The sequence below is a fragment of the Saccharibacillus sacchari DSM 19268 genome (assembly GCF_000585395.1).
GTDB classification, from domain to species: domain Bacteria; phylum Bacillota; class Bacilli; order Paenibacillales; family Paenibacillaceae; genus Saccharibacillus; species Saccharibacillus sacchari.
Window position 1 is genome coordinate 89,315 of sequence record NZ_KK073875.1, and the last position, 20,139, is coordinate 109,453.

At 50.1% G+C, this 20,139-nt stretch carries 21 protein-coding genes; all 21 read right to left on the minus strand.

Going from position 1 to position 20,139, the window contains the following annotated elements:
• Positions 1 to 3 precede the first annotated feature (3 nt).
• The 21 genes from SACSAC_RS00380 to SACSAC_RS00480 all read right to left on the minus strand — a co-directional run bounded on the left by SACSAC_RS00380 (position 4) and on the right by SACSAC_RS00480 (position 20,117).
• On the minus strand, positions 4 to 465 hold the full coding sequence (locus tag SACSAC_RS00380) for a chemotaxis protein CheW (protein WP_037282331.1): 462 nt from the start codon (positions 463 to 465) through the stop codon (positions 4 to 6).
• 126 nt (positions 466 to 591) lie between these two features.
• Positions 592 to 2,676 carry a chemotaxis protein CheA gene (locus tag SACSAC_RS00385; RefSeq protein ID WP_037282332.1) on the minus strand — a complete coding sequence of 695 codons (2,085 nt, stop codon included), beginning with the start codon at positions 2,674 to 2,676 and terminating at the stop codon, positions 592 to 594.
• Positions 2,677 to 2,705: 29 nt separating this feature from the next.
• A complete protein-coding gene (locus SACSAC_RS00390; RefSeq protein WP_037282334.1) occupies positions 2,706 to 4,196 on the minus strand; it encodes a chemotaxis protein CheB in 1,491 nt (496 codons plus the stop codon).
• A gap of 33 nt (positions 4,197 to 4,229) precedes the next feature.
• Positions 4,230 to 5,126, minus strand: a complete 897-nt coding sequence (locus SACSAC_RS00395) for a MinD/ParA family protein (protein WP_037282337.1) — start codon at positions 5,124 to 5,126, stop codon at positions 4,230 to 4,232.
• Positions 5,123 to 6,514 (minus strand): flagellar biosynthesis GTPase FlhF, encoded by a 1,392-nt coding sequence (gene flhF / locus SACSAC_RS00400; RefSeq protein ID WP_342666436.1) that lies wholly within the window; start codon positions 6,512 to 6,514, stop codon positions 5,123 to 5,125. Before flhF ends, SACSAC_RS00395 begins: the two co-directional genes overlap by 4 nt.
• Positions 6,515 to 6,540: 26 nt before the next feature.
• The gene (gene flhA, locus SACSAC_RS00405; RefSeq protein WP_037282344.1) at positions 6,541 to 8,574 is read right to left on the minus strand and encodes a flagellar biosynthesis protein FlhA; all 2,034 of its coding nucleotides are present in this window, start codon (positions 8,572 to 8,574) and stop codon (positions 6,541 to 6,543) included.
• 22 nt (positions 8,575 to 8,596) lie between these two features.
• Positions 8,597 to 9,655, minus strand: coding sequence for a flagellar biosynthesis protein FlhB (gene flhB, locus SACSAC_RS00410; protein ID WP_051507436.1), 1,059 nt, complete (start codon positions 9,653 to 9,655; stop codon positions 8,597 to 8,599).
• Positions 9,656 to 9,713: 58 nt separating this feature from the next.
• Positions 9,714 to 10,511 carry a flagellar biosynthetic protein FliR gene (gene fliR, locus SACSAC_RS00415; protein WP_037291666.1) on the minus strand — a complete coding sequence of 266 codons (798 nt, stop codon included), beginning with the start codon at positions 10,509 to 10,511 and terminating at the stop codon, positions 9,714 to 9,716.
• Positions 10,512 to 10,523: 12 nt separating this feature from the next.
• Positions 10,524 to 10,793 carry a flagellar biosynthesis protein FliQ gene (fliQ, locus tag SACSAC_RS00420; RefSeq protein WP_037282349.1) on the minus strand — a complete coding sequence of 90 codons (270 nt, stop codon included), beginning with the start codon at positions 10,791 to 10,793 and terminating at the stop codon, positions 10,524 to 10,526.
• 38 nt (positions 10,794 to 10,831) lie between these two features.
• Positions 10,832 to 11,605, minus strand: a complete 774-nt coding sequence (gene fliP, locus SACSAC_RS00425; protein ID WP_037282351.1) for a flagellar type III secretion system pore protein FliP — start codon at positions 11,603 to 11,605, stop codon at positions 10,832 to 10,834.
• On the minus strand, positions 11,602 to 12,144 hold the full coding sequence (locus tag SACSAC_RS00430; RefSeq protein ID WP_037282353.1) for a flagellar biosynthetic protein FliO: 543 nt from the start codon (positions 12,142 to 12,144) through the stop codon (positions 11,602 to 11,604). Before SACSAC_RS00430 ends, fliP begins: the two co-directional genes overlap by 4 nt.
• A gap of 12 nt (positions 12,145 to 12,156) precedes the next feature.
• Entirely contained in the window at positions 12,157 to 12,522 is a 366-nt protein-coding gene (locus SACSAC_RS00435; RefSeq protein WP_037282355.1) for a response regulator, read from the minus strand.
• A 28-nt stretch (positions 12,523 to 12,550) separates the two neighbouring features.
• Positions 12,551 to 13,894: a flagellar motor switch phosphatase FliY gene (gene fliY / locus SACSAC_RS00440; protein ID WP_037282357.1), complete on the minus strand. Its 1,344-nt coding sequence runs from the start codon at positions 13,892 to 13,894 to the stop codon at positions 12,551 to 12,553.
• Positions 13,884 to 14,882, minus strand: a complete 999-nt coding sequence (gene fliM / locus SACSAC_RS00445; protein WP_037282359.1) for a flagellar motor switch protein FliM — start codon at positions 14,880 to 14,882, stop codon at positions 13,884 to 13,886. The genes fliY and fliM overlap by 11 nt, the downstream gene beginning before the upstream one ends.
• Positions 14,883 to 14,965: 83 nt before the next feature.
• A complete protein-coding gene (locus SACSAC_RS00450) occupies positions 14,966 to 15,430 on the minus strand; it encodes a flagellar basal body-associated FliL family protein (RefSeq protein ID WP_037282361.1) in 465 nt (154 codons plus the stop codon).
• Entirely contained in the window at positions 15,430 to 15,654 is a 225-nt protein-coding gene (locus tag SACSAC_RS00455; RefSeq protein ID WP_037282365.1) for a flagellar FlbD family protein, read from the minus strand. The genes SACSAC_RS00450 and SACSAC_RS00455 overlap by 1 nt, the downstream gene beginning before the upstream one ends.
• A 70-nt stretch (positions 15,655 to 15,724) precedes the next feature.
• Positions 15,725 to 16,555, minus strand: coding sequence for a flagellar hook-basal body complex protein (locus SACSAC_RS00460; protein ID WP_037282368.1), 831 nt, complete (start codon positions 16,553 to 16,555; stop codon positions 15,725 to 15,727).
• A 166-nt stretch (positions 16,556 to 16,721) separates the two neighbouring features.
• Entirely contained in the window at positions 16,722 to 17,096 is a 375-nt protein-coding gene (locus tag SACSAC_RS00465) for a TIGR02530 family flagellar biosynthesis protein (protein WP_037282372.1), read from the minus strand.
• Complete coding sequence (locus SACSAC_RS00470; RefSeq protein WP_051506753.1) at positions 17,093 to 17,713, minus strand: flagellar hook capping FlgD N-terminal domain-containing protein; 621 nt, start codon at positions 17,711 to 17,713, stop codon at positions 17,093 to 17,095. Before SACSAC_RS00470 ends, SACSAC_RS00465 begins: the two co-directional genes overlap by 4 nt.
• Positions 17,714 to 17,733: 20 nt before the next feature.
• Positions 17,734 to 19,128, minus strand: a complete 1,395-nt coding sequence (locus tag SACSAC_RS00475; RefSeq protein WP_037282374.1) for a flagellar hook-length control protein FliK — start codon at positions 19,126 to 19,128, stop codon at positions 17,734 to 17,736.
• 32 nt (positions 19,129 to 19,160) lie between these two features.
• Positions 19,161 to 20,117, minus strand: coding sequence for a MotE family protein (locus SACSAC_RS00480; RefSeq protein WP_037282375.1), 957 nt, complete (start codon positions 20,115 to 20,117; stop codon positions 19,161 to 19,163).
• Between the last annotated feature and the right edge of the window lie 22 nt (positions 20,118 to 20,139).

Here is a 20,139-nt window from a genome sequence, read left to right on the forward strand (position 1 = left end):
AACCTAGTCCTCCAGCTGCTCGAGGTGAGCCACTTCGCCCCGATTCAGCACTTCTGCCAGATTCAACATGATCAACAAACGATCTTCGCCAACCTTGGCTACGCCGTCCAGATACTTGGCTTTGACTCCTCCGACGACTTCGGGCGGCGAATCGATGTTATCCCGATCCAAATCAACCACATCGTTCGCGGCGTCGACGATAAAGCCGACTTCCATGTCCCCGACCGCAACGATGATGATTCGAGTCTGATCGGTGTATTCCGATTCTTCGAGATTAAAGCGTCCTCTCAGGTCGATAACCGGAATGACCACGCCTCTCAGGTTGATAACTCCTTTGATGAACGAGTAGGTTTTCGGCACGCGGGTGATCGGCATCATGCGTTCAATCGTACGCACTTTATCAACGTCGATACCGTACTCTTCATTACCCAATGCAAACACAATTACCTTAATTTGTTCTGCCACAAAAAAATCCCCCTTTATTGAGCCTTGGCCCCTTAAGCGCATAGAATGCTCCGCTTGGCATGCAGCTTACTTTTTCCTCCGAATACCAAGCGGTGAATCGTCTAAAACCGAAGCATTTCGCTTCAATTATTTGATGAGCGCATTTGGATCGAGAATCAGAGCGACTTGACCGTCCCCGAGTATCGTCGCGCCGGAAATCCCCTGAACCTGCGGCAGATATTTACCCAGGTTCTTGATGACGATTTCGTTTTGCCCGATAAACGAATCAATAGCCAATGCAGCCAGTCGATCTCCTTTGCGGATCACGACGATTTCCGTTTCCTCTTCATCCTCTTCGCTGTAGTCCGTAGCATCGAAGAATTTGCTTAGCGACATCAACGGGATATGCGCATCGCGATAAGGAATCAGCTTGCTTCCGTGTACATTGCGAACCTGCTCCTTGCGAATAATGCCGGTCTCGACGATCGAGGACAACGGAATCGCATATTTTTCGGAGCCAAGGCGAATCATCATGGCGGAAATAATGGACAGAGTCAGCGGCAGTTGAACAGAGAACAGCGTACCCTCGCCCAGCGTCGACGTGACAGCGACATGACCGCCGAGCGTAGCGATTTTGGACTTGACCACGTCGAGGCCCACGCCTCGGCCCGAAATGTCCGAAATGACTTCGGCCGTGCTGAATCCCGGAGCGAACAGCAATTGATAGACTTGTTCGTCGGTCATCGATCTGGACTCGTCTTCGGTTACGACGCCTTTTTTGAGCGCCGAAGCCAGAACTTTGTTTCGGTCGATGCCTTTACCGTCGTCTTGGATTTCGATAAACACGTGGTTGCCGCTGTGGAAGGCACGCAAGTTGACCGTACCTGTCTCCGGCTTGCCTGCTGCAACACGCTCTGCGATCGATTCAATGCCGTGGTCAACGGAGTTGCGCAACAAGTGGACCAGCGGATCACCGATTTCATCGATAACGGTACGATCGAGTTCAGTCTCGGCACCCGTGATTACCAGATCCAGTTTTTTGCCAAGTGACTTCGCAAGATCCCGTACCATCCGCGGGAAGCGGTTGAAGACGGTATCGATGGCGACCATCCGGAGTTTCATGACAATGTTTTGCAGGTCGCTGCTTACGCGACCCATATGCTCGACGGATTCCGTCAATTCCTGGCTTTTGATTTCCGTCGCCAATTGCTCCAGACGAACACGGTCAATCAGCAGTTCGCTGAACAGATTCATCAGTACGTCCAGACGTTCGATATCCACGCGAATCGTGCGGGAAGGCGCAGCCACAACTTTCTTGGCGGCAGGTTGCTTATCGTCAGCGGCTGCTTTTTCCGCCACGGGTTCTATCGTCGGCGGCGCTTCAACGACAACAGGAGCAGCAGGAGCTTCCTCTTCTTCCTTCTCAAGCTTTTCAGCCAGTTGAGCAAGGGTATCGGAATCGATAGAAACCAGCTTTGCATCTTCGATTTCGGACAGGTTCAGGATCATGGTACGCAGTTCTTCCGGATCCTTCTCGGTAATGAAATAGAGGGAGAAGCTGCGATCAAATTTCTCCTGCTCGATTTCCTGTACGGTCGGATGCGATTTGACGACTTCCCCGCTGCGCTCCAACAAGTCGAAGACCATGTAGGCGCGCGCTGCTTTCAGTTGGCAATCTTCCCGAATAGAAACTTCGATATAGAGCACGCGATGTCCTGCTGCCAGCGACTGTTCGAGAATCGAATGTTGGAATTCATCAAGTTGAATCTGCTCTTTGGAAATGGCAGCTTCCGTGGATGCCGCCGGCGCGTTTGAACCGGCATTACCGGATGCTCCGTCTTCGTTCGGAACTTCGCCGCGCACAATAGCTTGCAGCGATGTCACAATCGAGGATACGTCGGCTTTACCTTCGCCGCCCTGCGTAATATCCTGTACCATGGCTTCAAGCGCATCCAAGCTCTTGAACAAGGTATCAAAAATAAAGTTTTGCATTTTCAGCTTGTCATTACGAACTAAATCGAGAACATTCTCCATCTGATGAGTCAAAGCAGCCAAATCTTCGAAGCCCATCGTAGCAGCCATGCCTTTCAGCGTATGCGCCGAGCGGAAAATGACTTGTACGATACTGATGTCTTCCGGGCTTCCTTCCAATTCCAGCATTTTTTCGTTCAACGATTGCAGATGATCATTCGACTCATCAATAAACATGGATAAATACTGGTTCATGTCCATTGCGAGACACCTCCTCCATTAAAGTGCAGTTAAGATTTGACGACCTGGTTTAATTTCGTTGCAATTTGCGGCAGAGGAAGCAGGTGCATAACACAGTTTAATTCGGCGGCCGAGCGAGGCATGCCGTAAACTACGCAGGTCTCTTCGCTTTCTGCAATCGTGGTGGAAACGCCCGAGTCGTAAAGCTTCTTCATTTCTTTTGCCCCATCACTTCCCATACCCGTCATAATCACGGCATGGCGACGGATTTCGTTCATCGGTAACAATGAATCGAACATGGCACCGACGGACGGCTTATGACCATTTTGCGGCGGAGCATCAGACAACTCGATTGCATACTGGCCGCTTCCGGAACGCTTGACGATCAAATGTTGACCGCCTGGTGCAATGTAAGCCGTTCCTTTGCGAAGAGCCATGCCATGCTGGGCTTCAACCACTTCGAGCGGACTTAGCGTATTTAAACGCTGCGCCAGCGAATGCGTGAACTTTGGCGGCATATGCTGCACGATCACGATCGGAGCGGGGAATGAAGCCGGAATGTTTTCAAGCAATTCTTTAAGTGCCCGCGGGCCGCCCGTTGAACATCCGACCGCTACGATCTGGTCGATATGATCACCACCGGAGGCCCGGGTTCCAGAAACTGGAGGAACAATTTGACGTTCAGGAACCTTGCGCTCCGGCACTTGGCTTTTTGGTGCAGAGGCCGCAGGCTTTGGTGCAGGAGTCACAGATTCGACGCGTGTCTGTGGCTTATCCACTGGAGCAGGCGTTCGCGTTGCCGCAATTTTTTTGTCTTCCTTCTTATCTTCGCGTGCAATAGTGGGTCGGCTGGACGATGGCGGTACAGACGCCGGCGGCGCGACCGAAGGCTTTGGCTTGGATGCGGAAACCGCATTCCGCTGTACAGGAGCCGATGTCTCTCCAGAAGAAGCATCCTTGCGGGGACGATTTTCCGGAACTGAAGACTCGGCCTTTGGCCTCGGTATTTCAAAACCTCGTTCTTCCTGCCGCCGAGCAGGAGCCTCCCCCACCTCTTCATGCTGCTGTTCAGGCGTAATCGGAGCTTCGACGACTGCCTGAGCAACAACGATCGGAGACGGCTTGTCCTTGCGCCAGGCCGAATCGTGCACAGCCGCATGAAGTTGTCGAAGCAGCGCCTCTCCAACGCCTTCAATGTCCTGCGAATTGGATACCGAAGGTTTGCGAATAAAGTCGAACGCTCCTGCTTCCAGCGCCATGATGGTCTCTCGCATTCCTTCTTCATTAATCCCCGACAACATGATAACGGGCAGCGGGTATTCGTTCATAATATGCTGAAGCGATTCCAGTCCGTTCATCTCAGGCATTTCTACGTCCATTGTTACAATGTCCGGTTTGATTTTTCTAACTTTCTCGACGGCTTCACGCCCATTTTTGGCTGTATCCACGACCGAAAATGATACGTCCCGTTCAATCAGGTCAGATACGATCTTCCGCATGAAGGCGGAGTCGTCTACCACAAGCACGCGATAGGGTGTCATATCCTCAACTCCTGTCCTGCTCCATAATCAGTTTCACCGTTTTAATAGTTTGCGTACAAAGCTTTTGAATCCTTTCGGCGAATCGGCTCGAACCTGCAAGGATTGTTGTGCGTAACGAGATGCCAGCTCTTGGATGTCTTTCGAAGCCTGACTGTTTGGAAACCGGATAGAAAAAGGCGTCTGTTTCTTAACCGCCTGGCTCACATGCGGGTCATCGCTGACATGGCCGAGCACGGGAATGTCCAAATGAAGGAACTTTTCCGCAACAAGCCGTATCTTGTCGGCTGTCTGCTGGGCCTCGCGGCGATCTACGGCACGATTCACGACTAATCGAAACAATGCTGCATGTTCCAAATCATGAACGACCTTGACCAATGCGTAAGCGTCGGTAATAGCAGTCGGCTCGGGCGTCGTAACTACAATGCATTCGTCGGCAGCCGTGATGAAACGAATCGTTTCCTTGGACAACCCCGCACCGGTATCAAACAGGATGTAATCCATGTCGTGTGCGATTTCTTCGATCTGCCGGGTAAAATAGAGCAAGTCTTCTTCCGAAAGCGAAAATAGTTCAGTCAAACCTGAACCGCCTGCAATAAAAGGAAGCGAATTCGGACCGGATTGAATAATCTCGCTCATACTCTTTTCACGATTCAACAGATGAAACAGATTGTACTGGGAACGGACACCCATCAACACGTCAATATTGGCCATTCCGATGTCGGCATCGAACACCAACACCTTCCGCCCCAATTTCTGTAATTCCAAGGCAAAGTTTAAGGTGAAGTTCGACTTTCCGACACCTCCTTTTCCGCTGGTGACCGCAATGATGTGTGCCGTCTTTTCCTGCGTGCCGGAGGAGTCGCGTTGCCTCGAAGGGTCTGTTCCGAGCGAAGAAATCAGTTCTCTGAGCGCCGCGGCCTGATCACTCATATCGTTTGTTCTCCCAGCAGGACGTCAACGAGCAAGTTTCCGCTAGGAAGCAGCAGATCGTCAGGCACGTTTTGTCCGTTCGTGATGTAAGAATACTTGAGCGGGTAGCGATAGAGCAAGCTAAAAATACTGCCAAAGCTGCCCGTCTCGTCGGCTTTGGTAAAGATCACTTTGTCGAGCTTGTACTGGTTGAAGTTATCCGTGATTTCTGCCATGTCCTTGTATTTGGACGTGAGGCTGAGCACGAGATAAGTCTCGCTGTACTCGGCGGGAGCGATCAGCGCTTGGAGCTCGGATACCAGCATCTCGTTTCGATAATTACGTCCTGCCGTATCCATGAGAATGAGATCGCAACTTTCAAGCTTCTGAAAAGCTCTCTGCAAATCTCCCGGCGATTGCACCACTTCAAGAGGAACATTGAGAATGGACGCATAAGTTCGAAGCTGTTCAATGGCGGAGATTCGGTAGGTATCCGATGTAATAAAGCCAACTTTCCGCTTTTTCTTGAACATCTGCTCTGCAGCCAATTTCGCAATCGTCGTCGTTTTTCCGACACCGGTAGGACCGGCAATGTAGACAATGCGAGTATCGTCGCCAATTCCCCCTCCTTCACGATTCTCGGTGAAGGCACGAATCTCCTGCCGAAACTCCTCGGCTGAAGAATTTGAAAAGGCGGGACCTTCCTTGGCGCGTATCCGCTCCAACCAATCCTGGATCAAGGCTTCATCCACATGTTGCTCTCTAAGCTGCACAAGCAGTTTGTCGAGATTTTCCGGCATTGGATCGGATTCATCATGATTGCGCGAAAGCTTGTCGATTATTAGGCGCATCTGATGCAATTCTTCATAAAGCCGATCTTCCCGTGCCGGTATGCCATCTTGTTGGAACTCGCGGATGCTTCGCTCCAACTGGCGCTGCTGCTCGGCTTGCAATGTCAAATCAGGCTCTTCTTGAATCATTGGAGTCTTGGATGGAACCGCCGCCAAAACGCTCCCACTAGACAAATTATCGGAAGATTGGGCCTCAGGTTTTATACGTAGGTCCTCAAGACCCTGATTAAAAGAAGAAACTGCGACATTTTTCCCATTCAAAGGAGAAGATTCGACAGATTCAGCCTCTGGTTTTTGCGGATTTGCTACATTGCTGGCTTTCCGATAAGCCCCGGCGCCCACGCTTCGCGGAATAGCTGCCGGAACGGGGAGCGGAGCCGCTGCGGCTTTTGGCCGAGCAGGCTCCGTTTCTTTTTTATCACTTTCAAGCGCAGCCACAACTTCCAATCTTTTTTTACCGAACAGGCCGAATACTCCGCCGACTTTCGTTTCCTTGGTGCTCAGAATGACGGCGTCCGATCCGAGATCCGTTCGAATTTTTTGCATGGCTTCGATCATGGTCTCGACTACATAACGCTTTACGATCATAAGTTCACCACTCCGACACTTTGAATTTCGACACTCGGTTCAAGCTCGCTATAGGAAAGCACCGGAATGTCCTGCATTGTACGCTCGATAATTTGGCGCATGTACATGCGGATTGTCGGCGAAGCAAGCAGGATCGGCTGTTGACCGGACTGAACGGCACGGTTAACTTGCTCGGTCAACTTCTGATACACCGTTTGGGTAGATACCGGATCAAGCGCCAGATAGCTTCCCTGTTCGCTCTGCTGTACGCTTTCCGCTATCTTCTTCTCGAGATTCGGTCCGACCGTAATCACGCGCATCGTTTCCCCTTGCTGGGTAAACTGCTGCGTAATTTGACGGGACAAGGCTTGACGCACATATTCCGTCAAGATGTCCGGGTCCTTGGTGTACGTACCGTAGTCTGCCAATGTCTCGAAGATTGTAACCATGTCGCGAATCGAGATTTTTTCTTTAAGCAGCTTGATGAGCACCTTCTGAACATCGCCGATTCCCAATAGGGATGGAATAAGCTCGTCCACCAATACCGGATAGCTTTCTTTGAGATTGTCGATCAGAGCCCTTGTTTCTTGACGGCCAAGCAGTTCGTGCGCGTGACGCTTCACGAGTTCCGTCAGATGAGTCGCGACCACAGATGGTGGATCAACAACGGTATAACCGGATAACTCCGCCCGTTCCTTGGTCGCTTCATCTATCCAGAGAGCCGGGAGTCCGAAAGCAGGCTCCATCGTCTCGATCCCGCTGATGCTTTCATCGTCGAACCCTGGGCTCATTGCCAGGTAATGGTTGAGCAGCAACTCGCCCCGCCCGACGATATTTCCTTTGATCTTAATGACGTATTCATTCGGCCTCAGTTGGATATTGTCGCGAATCCGGATAACCGGAACGACAAGCCCCAGCTCAAGGGCACATTGACGCCGAATCATAATGATCCGATCCAGCAAGTCTCCGCCCTGCTGCATATCCGCGAGTGGGATCAAACCATAACCGAATTCGAATTCGATCGGATCGATCTGCAAAAGACTGACTACACTCTCCGGGCTTCGAACTTCTTCGATCTGTTGCTCTTCTTCCTGTAATTCTTCCGCGACTTGCTTTTGATTCAGGTTGCTCTGCATCCGCCTTGCCGCGAAAAACAATAGACCCGAAAGAGGCAATGTGGAGAACCAGTGAATCGGAGTCAAAATGCCGAGCAACGCGATAGCCGCAGCTACGATATAAAGCAGTTTCGGATAAGAGAAGAGCTGACCGACGACATCATCGGCCAAGTTGCCTTCCGAAGTCGCACGCGTCACGATCAGACCGGAAGCTGTAGAAATGAGCAGCGCCGGGATCTGGCTGACCAATCCGTCGCCGATCGTCAAAATCGAATACGTCGACAATGCGTCTGCGAAAGCCATGCCGTGAATGGTCATCCCGATAATAAAACCGCCGACCAAGTTGATGATCAGCAAGATGATACTCGCAATCGCATCCCCTTTAACGAATTTACTTGCACCGTCCATTGCACCGTAGAAGTCCGCTTCGCGCTCGATTTTAGAACGTCTTTCCCGCGCCTGTTGCTCATTAATCAGGCCGGCGTTCAGATCGGCGTCAATGCTCATCTGCTTGCCGGGCATCGCGTCGAGCGTAAAGCGCGCTCCTACTTCGGCTACGCGTTCAGAACCTTTGACAATAACGATAAACTGGACAGCAACCAGAATCAGGAACACGATAAATCCGATTGCAATCTCTCCGCCCGCGACGAATTCGCCGAAGGTCGCAACAACGGAACCCGCATCTGCCTGGCCCAGAATCAATTTGGTCGTCGAAATATTAAGCGACAACCGGAAAAGCGTGGTGATCAGCAGCAAAGCCGGGAAAATCGAGAACTGTAACGCTTCTTTGGTGCTCATGGCGAGCAGCATGATCAACATGGCAACGGCAATATTGATGACGATTAAAATATCGAGCAGCCAGGTGGGAATTGGCAGAATCATCATCAGAACGATTCCAAGCACACCGGCAAGAATCACTATGTCCGTTTTCTTCATCATTTTCTCCCTCCGGGCTCGATTACTTCACTTTACCTTTTAGTTTATATACATAAGCCAGCACTTCGGCCACCGCTTGGAACAGATCTGCGGGAACGGTATCCCCGATCTCGGCCTGAGCGAATAGAGCGCGTGCCAGCGGCTTATTTTCCATAATCAAGACGCCATTGTCTTTTGCGATCTCCCGAATGCGAAGTGCCACGAAATCCTGCCCTTTTGCCACGACTTCCGGAGCCTGCATTTGATCGCCGTCGTATTTGAGCGCTACCGCATAATGCGTCGGGTTGGTAATGATGACATCGGCGGTCGGAACGTCCTGCATCATCCGCTGCATTGCCATACGACGCTGCCGTTCGCGGATTTTGCCTTTGATCATCGGATCGCCTTCCGCTTTCTTGTACTCGTCTTTGATATCTTGCTTGGACATCCGGATGCTTTTCTCGAATTCGAATTTCTGGTACATAAAATCGAACACCGCTAGAATAATCAAAGCTGCACCGATTTTTATTCCCAGAGACATTGTCGTGGAAGCGGCGAAACCGAGAATATCTTCCAGAGACATCGAGTGCAGAATCGAGATAACGCCCATTTGCCCCTGAAGAGTCGTAAAAACCAGAAAGCCGATTACTGACATTTTCAAGAGAGATTTAAGCAGTTCCACGATCGAACGAAGCGAGAACAGGTTTTTGGCGCCTTTGATTGGATCAAGCTTGCTGAACTTCGGTTTCAAGCCTTCCGTTACGAACAACAGCCCGTATTGACCGAAGCTTGCGAGAATCACGATGAGAATGACGGCGATGAAAATGGGAGCCAGAAGTTTCAAGATTTCCAGCATGTATTGCATCATCATGTTCATCACATTATCGACCGTAATTTCCATCGTCATTCGATTGTTAAAAACATCCGTGAACATATGCGTGATCGATGTGCGAAAGTTACCGCCGAAGATCATCAACATTACGATACAAGTTAACAGTAAGATCGAACCCGGAAGTTCTTGGCTCTTTGCAACCTGTCCCTTTTTCCGGCTTTCGTCGCGTTTTTTGGGCGTTGCTTTCTCTGTCTTTTCACCTGCAAACATCTGGAGGTCGAGTTTGTGCCTAAGCTCCAAGCTTCCCGCCTCCTCTCGCTGTCAGTCATCATCCACCCGATCCGGGTCTCTCTCCAACTGTGCCCAAAAACCCTTGCATGGTCTCAGCCATTAGTGAAAATAAATTATCGAAAATATAAGTCAAACTTGGCATTAACAATAAAAGTAGAATAAGCCCTACTATAATTTTGATCGGAATGCCGATAACAAAGATATTAAACTGCGGAGCCGTCTTTGCTAAAAAGCCTAAACCTACGTCAGTCAAAAACAAAGCGACGACGATCGGAGCAGCCATTTGAAAAGCGATCACCATAGCAGCCGCGAAAGCTTTCAGAAAAAACTCCATCAAATTTCCGTTAGAAATCTCCGTAAACAGTCGGTTATCGATCGGAACCCAGTTGTAGCTGTAGACGATAGCGTCCAACAACCGATGGTGTCCGTTCATCGCCAAGAAAAGAAGCATCGCGATCATATACTTGAATTGACCCGTAAGCGGCGTGACCATCCCGCTCGTCGGATCGAATACGGTCGCCATGCCGAAACCCATCTGGATATCCAAAATCGCTCCGGCGATCTGAATCGAGACCAAAATCAGGTTGGCCACATACCCAAGCATTAATCCGATCAAAATTTCTCTTACGATCAGCAACACATAACTGCCGTCGAATGCCGCCGTTTGGTTCACTCCGTAGCTTAAATAAACCAAGAGTGCCACAATCGTTGCCAAACCCACTTTAAATCGAGTCGGTACGTTTCTCGAGGAAATCAGAGGCGCTACGACAAAAAATGAAGTGATCCTACAAAACATCAATAAGAAAACCGGAAAAGCCTGCATCAACGTTGTCATCATAAACCGGCCTTACCCTATATACAGATACAGGTTATTTAAAATATTGTACGTAAAATCGACGAGCGTATTCAGAATCCATGGACCGAAGATCAGAACAGAAAACATAACCGCCACGATTTTCGGCACGAATGCCAGCGTCTGTTCCTGAATCTGCGTCGTCGCTTGAAATACGCTGACGATCAAACCTACGACGAGTGCCAGAATCAACATTGGAGCACTGGCTTTCAATACCACGTATATGGCTTGACCGGCAAGACCGATAATGAAGTTTGAATCCATGTTACTCCTCCTCCCGAGTTTATCTGATCTCTACTGCGTCATCCCGAATCAAAACTGAGAAGCAGCGATTTGACGACCAGATACCACCCATCCACAAGCACGAACAGCAAAATCTTGAACGGCAGTGAAATGACAGTCGGCGGAAGCATCATCATCCCCATCGCCATAAGCGTACTGGACACAACGATATCGATGACGAGAAACGGAATGTAAATCATAAAGCCCATCTGGAATGCTGTTTTCATTTCGCTTATGGCATAAGCAGGTACCATGACGGTAAGCGGGATATCCTGGAAGCTTTCCGGTTTCTCCGCGCCCGTATAATCCATGAACAAGAGCAAGTCTTTTTCACGCGTATGTTTGAACATGAATTCCTTCATCGGAACCGACGCCTGATCCAGCGCTTCCATCTGCGTCAACTCGCCTCGTATGTAAGGCTGTAACGCCGTATCATTGATGGAAGAGAGCGTAGGCGACATGATAAAAAGCGTTAAAAAAAGTGCTAGTCCCACGAGCACCTGATTCGGCGGCATTTGCTGCGTACCGAGCGACGTTCTGACGAAACTGAGCACAATGACAATACGTGTAAAGCTGGTCATCAGAACCAAAACCGCCGGAGCGATACTGATGACGGTAATCATAAGCAGAACCGACAAGGTACTTGTCGCCGGTGTTCCGTCCGAATCTCCGCCTATCTGAAGATCGATATTCGGAATCGGGTTTTCCGTACCGGTCGCATGAGCGGTCGGCAAAACTTGAATGAACAAAGCAGCAATCAACAAGGCAAAAGTAATCGTTAATTTTTTTTTCATGGTTCCCTCGATCGGTCAACAGATTCCTCTTTTTCCAGCAAATCGTCGACCTTGCGTCGACGGTCCGAAGCTTCCCGCAAGCGGGTCTCGAACAATTGCTGGAACGAAGATGAATCGAGTTCCTCCGTCTCGGAAGGAGTATTCGATCCGTTGCGGAATCTGGATGTGAGTTTCTCCGCCCAGGCGGGCAGAGCGATGTTCGGGCCGGCAGAGTCCTGCACCAATGCCCCGATCAACATCTCGACTTCCTCGGCATCAGAAATTTTATCAATCAACGAAATGTTTTCACCAACGCCGATCAAATAAATACTGCCGCCGATTTCGACGATCTGCAACGATTTGTTTTGGCCGAGGCCGACTCCGCCGAGTGTACGGACAGAGCGGCCGCCAAACCAACCCCGATTTTTTTTGCCCAAGTAGCGGATCAAAAAAACGATGAGGGCAACGATCGCGATCAGGACGAAGATTACCCATACCAGATACGAATATACGCCGGTATCCGCCGAGAAGTTCGGCTGGCCTTCGCTCAATAACAGCATAGGCGGTGTTCCTTACGCGCCAAGCGTTTTGTTGATCGCCTCGATAACACGGTCGGATTGGAACGGTTTAACGATAAAGTCTTTTGCGCCCGCTTGAATCGCGTCAATAACCATCGCTTGTTGGCCCATGGCCGAGCACATAATAACTTTAGCTGCCGCATCCAACTTTTTGATTTCTTTCAGTGCAGCGATTCCGTCCATTTCCGGCATCGTGATGTCCATCGTGATCAGGTCCGGTTTGAGTTCCTTGAATTTTTCTACAGCTTGCGAGCCGTCTTGAGCTTCGCCCACAACCTCGAATCCATTTTTAGTCAGGATATCTCTGATCATCATGCGCATGAAAGCTGCGTCGTCCACGATAAGAATACGGTTTGCCATTGATTAAAAATCCTCCCTGTCGATTACGTTATTGTAAGTTTTGAATTCGGTCCCACTGACTAACGATATCCGTTACGCGAACGCCGAAGTTTTCGTCGATGACGACCACTTCCCCCTTGGCGATCAGCTTATTGTTCACCAGAATGTCCACCGGTTCGCCGGCAAGCTTGTCGAGCTCGACGATGGACCCCTGCGACAATTCGAGAATATCTTTAATCTGCTTTTGGGTCCTTCCTAATTCTACGGTGACTTTAAGGGGAATGTCCATCAGTAATCCTAAATTATTTTCGTCCGCTTGTCCGTAACCACCGTTCTGAAGGTTGCCGAACTGTACGGGCTGTACGTTGACGTTGCGTCCCGCATTCCCGTAGTGGTTGGGCTGAGGTGGTTGCTGCTGCATCGGCATCTGTCCATAAGCCGGATACTGCATGCCGTAGTCAGGCTGCATGCCTGGAGCTCCGTATCCCGGATAAGGCGGTTGCTGCTGCATCGGTGCGCCATAAGGCGGCATACCCGGCTGTTGTTGCTGCTGCCCAGCAGAAGCTGCATAAGGGTCCTGATAAGGCGTGTTCTGAACCTGCGGCTGTTGCTGAACCTGCGGCTCTGGAGCAGGTGTTTGAACAGGAGGCTGCGCCGCTGCAACCTGCGGTTGCGGTGCTGGCGGCTCTTCTTCCGTCATTCCTCCGCCGAGCAGCATATCCACCATATTTTTTGCAAAATCAACGGTAATCAATTGCATGAGCGTCGAATCAATCAAATCTCCGATCAGGAGACGGAACGAAACTTTGATAAGGGTCTCTTCGGCTGGAAGGTTGCTGACTCCGTCTCCGCTGCTGACATCCAGGATGTCGATAGCCGGAGGCGATATGTTGACAAAGCGGTTAAAAATCGTAGACATGGACGTCGCAGAAGAACCCATCATTTGGTTCATGGCTTCTTGTACGGCGCTGATATGGATTTCGTTCAGCTCTTCATCCTGCGGATCCCCTTCCCCGCCAAGCATGAGGTCGGCAATGATTTGGGCATCTCTTGTCTTGATAACAAGCGAATTAATTCCTTGGAACCCATCGACATAGTTAACATGAATCGCAACATGAGGCTTCGGAAACTCCGATTCGAATTGGCTTCTTGTGATAATCGAAACTTTCGGTGTCGTGATATCAACCTTGCGACCAAGCAACGTCGACAACGCGGTAGCTGCGCTACCGAATGTAATGTTACCAATTTCACCCAGTGCGTCCTGCTCAAGAGGCGTCAGAAAGTCGTCGACGGTTTCCTCGGCTCCTGCCGACGATAATCCTCCATCGTCCGATTCGGACTGTTTCAGCAAGGCATCGATCTCTTCCTGGGACAAATAATCTTTACTCGTCAAATTCCTCAACTCCTTCGTCGACGATCTCATCGATTTGCACGGCAATCCGGTCTTTGATCATGCCCGGACTTCCAATAAATTTCAGTCTTTCTCCGATACGGATAGCAAGGCCTTCTTCCGTAGCCTTATTCAGCGTAATTACGTCTCCCGGAGCCAAACTGAGGAATTCGCGAATCGTCAGTTGGGATTGTCCAAGCTCCGCGATGACCGGAAGCTCGGCGCGGGTCACGCGCTGACGCAAGGCTTCGAGTTCTTCCGGAGCGCGCGCCTTTTTTTGAGAAACGAACCAATGGTGTACGGACAGCTTCGACATGATCGGCTCAATCACAACGTGCGGGATACACAAGTTGATCATGCCGCTTGTATCCCCAATTTTTGTGCTGAGCGAAATCAATGCGATGGTTTCGTTAGGCGAAACAATCTGCATAAACTGCGGATTGGTTTCCAACGCTTCCATTCTTGGCGAAAGGTCATAAACCGTCTTCCATGCATCTTGCAGGTTTTCCAATGCCCGACTGAAGATACGCTCCATAATGATCGTTTCGATCTCGGTGAGCGCTGCTGGCTTAAGAGGGGCGGTTCCACTGCCTCCCAACATTCGATCCACCATCGCATACGCAATGTTCGGATGGACTTCCAGCACCATTCGTCCTTCCAGTGGCTCCGCTTCGAAAATGTTCAGAACGGTCATTTTCGGAATGGAGCGAATGAATTCGTCGTAAGGCAGTTGTTCAACCTGCACGACGCTGATTTGAACAAAAGTGCGGAGTTGAGCGGAAAAATAAGTAGTCAAATTTCGCGCAAAGTTCTCATGAATCCGAGTCAAACTTCGAATATGGTCCTTGGAAAAACGTACGGCTCTTTTAAAGTCATAGGAGCGGATCTTTCGTTGCGTTTCTTCTTTTTTGAGTTCTTCCGCATCCATTTCGCCCGAAGAAAGCGCGGCTAATAATGCGTCGATCTCGTTCTGGGATAATACATCAACCAAACCTTTCACCCCCCTCCCATAGACATGGCCGCCCCAGCAGGTACGGCCCTGAACTCACTCGGTAAAGCTAAAAGCAAAGCCTATTAAAGGGTTGCCAAGATAAAGTTTGTAATATTTACGCTCACGACTTCGCCTTCCGGCATTGCTTTGTTGATGAGGTTTTTAAGTTTTGTATTGAGTTGCGTCTTTCCTTTTGCCGTACTTAAAGCTTCTGGCGTTGTATCAGCGAGCGTCATCAAGATAATCGGTTTGATAGTAATTTCTTTGATTTCATCAAATTCAGCTTTGACTTTGGCATCGCTAAGCTGAACGGAGAAGTCGATCTGCACGATAAAGGAAGGGTCCGACAGGTTTGTTTTGATACCTGTGATGTCGGAGCTAACCGCTACAATTTCTTTTGCAGTAAGATGCTTTTCCTGCTTGACTTCTTCTTTTTCCCCTGCTGCATTTGCCGTATCCTTATTGTTACCCAACACTAGGAATACCGCCACTACGATTAACGTGATCGCCAGGAACATCGTAATGATCCATGGTAAAAGTTTCTTCATTATTCTTCTTCCCCCGTATTCTGCACTTTGATCGAAGCACTGTGCAGGCCGATTGTGGCATAATATTCGGTCATCAGCTTGACGACGTCGGCGGCCTTTTCCAGCACGATCATACGCTTGCCGTTAACCAGTGTGACGTAAGTATCCGGCGTTTCCTCAACTAACTCGATCTGCAGCGCGTTAAGCCACAGAGGCGAACCGTTCAAACGAGTGACTGGAATCATGGTTTTCCTCCCGTAAAGCTGGCGGGAAAGCGACTTAATTAAGCCGCCTTCCCGCCGCTAGTAATCCGGATTAACGTTTCAGGTTTACAACTTCCTGCAGCACTTCGTCAGAGGTTGTGATGATTCTGGAGTTTGCTTGGAAACCGCGCTGAGCCGTAATCATTTCAGTGAATTGATCGGTCAGATCGACGTTCGACATTTCGAGTTGGCCGGCTACGATAGCTCCTCGAGATGCATTGCCTCCTTCATCCGCGCCAAGAGGCACAGCTCCATCACCCGCGTCGTCGCCGGCCATTGCGTTTACGCCCATTCTGTACAAGTTGCCGCCTGCTTTTTCTAATCCTTCAGGATTTCTAATAACAACGACTGCCAGTTGATTATCAGCCGTTACTGCACCTTCTGCATCCCTGATCGAAATAATGCCATTGCTTCCGATCGAAAAACTCGAGCCCTGATCGATCGTTATTGTCTCTCCCTCTGTGTTCAGCACAAACATTCCGTCCGAATTGACCAGATTGCCGGCTCCATCCACATGAAAATCGCCCGCTCTTGTCAAGAAAGTCCCACCTGCAGCGTCACCGCCCAGCGAAACTGCAAAGAATCCGTCTCCGTCAATACGTAAATCTGTAGGATTGTTGGTGGTCATTGCACTGCCTGCCAAATGCAAAGTGTCAATCGATCCAATGGATACACCAAGTCCAATTTGTTTGATATTAGAGCCGCCCCGTTCATCTGTAGGAGCTGTAGCGCCCGCCGAAGTTTGACTGAGAATATCCTTGAACATCACGCGGGAAGACTTGAATCCGGTCGTGTTCACGTTGGCGATGTTGTTACCGATAACGTCCAACTTGGTTTGGAAGCCTTTCATACCCGACACGCCCGAATACATGGATCTCAACATTAAATGATTCCTCCTATGATTTCACACATTTTGATTTGGTTTGCGTTATTTACCTTAATTACATTTTACTTTCTTTGGTAGAAAAAGTCCCAGCTAAAAAGTGCTATTTTTTACCGCGTCATGCGTTCGGCGGTAATCCGGCTTCCTATCGGTCCGGCCGGTCTAACTAGGAAACAATGACGGCACTGTCGATTTGAGTGAATACATTATCTTTCATCGAACCTCCGTCGACCGCTGTAACAACCGTACGATTACGGACGTTAACGATCAAAGCCATGTCTTGCATCAGGACGAGCGATTCTTTGGAACCTTTTGCAGCAGCCTTGTCGATCGCGCTACCCAGTTTACGAAGTTGTTCGGAGTCGAACTGGATGCCTCGTTGTTCAAGTCTCTTCGAAGCATGCCCGCTAAACTTAAGAAGCTTTTCTTCAAGAACGGTCTGGAAGTTTTCCTTGCCAGCTGCCGATGCTGTTTGATTCCGCGAAGCAACCGGTGGGATTTTCGCCGGATAAAGCTGGCCTACGCGAATCGGGTCATTCATTTTACACCTCCGTCGTTGCCGGATTCACTTGTACCGGCTGCCTCCTCTGTCGAGGATTGAGAGGTTTGTGTTCCGGATGCCTGTGCTTGCTGGGCAGCAGCATCTGTGTTTGTCTCGCTCTTCGGTGTTTCCGTCGTCGTATCCGCAGCCGGTGCTGTGCCTGCTGTCGGAGTCTCGGATGTTCCTGCCGGCTCAACCATGGTGATATCCGAAGTCGGAACCAAATACTCGCCGACTGCCGCATACATCTTGCCGTCCTTTTGCAGAACAGAAGCTACATTACCCGTCAAGTAGTTAGCCGTTTCCGAATCGTACCAAGTAATTTTCTGTCCGATCAGTTGGGAAGCCGTTCCCATCGAAGAGTTCATTTGAGTCAATTGAGTCGACATATTCATCAGTTGTTCCAATGAAGAGAACTGTGCCATCTGCGCCGTAAACTGCGAATTGTCCATCGGTGCGAGCGGATCCTGATTTTTCAGTTGCGCGATCAGGATGGTCATGAACTGATCTTTGCCCATCGTTGCAGCATCGTCTGTTTTTTTTGCTGCAGCCTTCTGTACGTTTTGCGTCGAATAGTTCGGCCAAATATTCGTTGTCGAAACATTGCTGTTTGCCAAAATCGAACCTCCTGTCTGAATTAAGCTTCGGCGATAAACGAGCTTCCGGCTTGTGCGGCTGTCTTCTGTCTCAACCATTCGCCGAGTTCTTCGCCAAGCTCTGCCGTCAATCTTGCATCGTCATTGCCTTCTTCTCTGGAACGCGATCGTCTGCCTTGTTGTTGTCCATTGCCTTGCTGTCCGCCGTTCTGATCCATTTGAGATTGCAACGAGGAGCTTTGCGTGACTTCAAGTCGTTCAACGGTCAAGCCTTGTCCCTGAAGCGATCCCCTAAGTTGCACCATCTGCTGCTCCAGCATATCTTTTGCAGCGGCGTGTTCCGTCACAAAGTGGGCCATGAGCTGTCCGGCATGCATAGTGATTCGAATATCCACTTTACCCAGATGATCCGGTGTCAGAGTGATTTTCGCTTCGGTAAAGCCTTGTTTTTGCAAAATTTCCAAACGGTCCACAACCAGTTTCTCCACCTCTTGAGCCATACGGTGCATAGGTACGGCTTCAACAGGCTTTGCAGGAGTTGTTCCATTTGTTCGAAGTGCCAACTCGCCTGCCGTGATTGTTCCTTGAGTTTTGAACTCTTGCGTTGTTTCCTGGTTCCGCCCATCTTCTTGCTGCGTACCGGCCCCGCTTTGCTGCTGCGTCTGTGCTTTTGAAGATACGACGGTTTGCTCGGAACTCTTGGCTTGAGCTTCTGTTGCCGGCTTCGCATTCTGATCATTTTTGACAATCTGCTGCACGTCGTCTTGAATCCTGAAAGCCTCGGCAGCCTGCATGGAGGTCTGCTTAACACCGGATTTTGCGCTTTCTTCAACCGTTTTGACCGTCTGTTCGAGAGCGGCCAGAACCCGCTGAGCTTGTACTTTCATTTCCGGAGCCGTTTGACCGGACTTCTGCATGTCAACCAATTGCGTTACCGTATCCTGCAAAGCAAATTTGAGTGTCGCCGGATTGGAAGCCAAGGTTTCTAGCGCACTTGCAGCAGCTTCCTGTCCTTCTCCCTGCGCATTTTCACCCTGCGATTGCGCATTCAGCACAACTTGGGCCTGCTGAATCCAACTTTGAAGCATGGGCATCAATTCCGGATTTTCCGTCAACTGTTCATCCAACGCGTCTAATTGATCCAACAGTTCGTCGACTTTCGCATCCAGCTTTTCGGCTTCTTCGCCGTCGAGCGAACCTTCGTCTCCGGACGCTTCTCCCGCTGCCGCAATCAATTGTTGCAACGCAGCCAATAAAGGATTTGTCGGCGTTTCGGTTGCCTCTCCTGCATTGCCGCCTGTCATTGCGCCGCCCATCAGCTGTTGAAGCGATTGACCGAATATAGCCGCTGCCCCGGTCGTGCTTGCTGCTGTAGCTTTACCGCTTGTTACCGGTGCTGCTGATCCTACCGTCATTCCTGGAATCGTCATTCCCATTTTCTAATTGTTCACCTCCTCTCAAGTGGGCGTTAACCGCCGATCAATTTGTTAGCCAGGGAAGCTGCGGTTTCGCTATCTGTACTTGCCATCTGCGACAATATACTCGAGCGTGTCGAATCGTCTACGGATTTCAAAATGGTCAACACCTTCGCTTGATTGGTTTTTGCCATCTGGATCAACAACGTCGCTGCGCTTGAAGCATCCATTGAAGAAAACGTTTGGCTAAGTTGATCTTGATTCAGCGAGCCCGTGGTCGAAGTTGCTGCTTGAGCCGGCTGTTCGGAATTGTTCGCAGCGGCCCGCGCTTTATTAGCCGCCGTTTCCAATGCCTCAGAGGATGCTGCGGACTTCAACATGATCGATACTTTGGCTGCTTTGTCCGCCGTCATTTTTTGCATGATTCCCGATCGTTGTTCCGTACTCATTGCACCAAGGATCATGGCAATCTCTTCATCCGTCAACGTTTCCAGGATCGGCGCCGCTTTGCTTGCGCTCATGGAACCGTAAGTTTGAGCTAGCTGCTTCACCTGTTGACTCGGTCCCGGATCTTTCTCGGGCTCAGCTGCTGCTGCCGTTTGCTCCTGCTGGGCTTTCGCGTCATCCACCTGCTTTTGCAGGGCATCCACTTGAGTTTGCGTGTCGGCCTGAGCCTTTTGTGCAGTTTTCAACTCGGTGTTCTTTTGTTCGAGCTGAGTCTTCAGCTGGTTGATTGTCGCTTCGGCACTTGCAGCCTGTTTCTCTTCTTGTCTCTGTGCTTGTTGTTCCGGCGTATAGGTCGGCTTCGGAAGCATCGATCCGACAACGGGAATTTTGTTGGCGGTCTCCAGTACGGAGTTTCGCGCTGTGGGATTCAGTAAAGTCAAAAGAACTCCGACCAACACGATTGCGAACAGCACGGGAGCAGCGAACAATAAAATTCTGCCTGCTTTACTCCCCGACGGTTCTTCTTCCAGGTTGGCTTCCGCCTCCGCTCCAGTTTTTGCCATGCGTTTAACCTCCTTTTACACG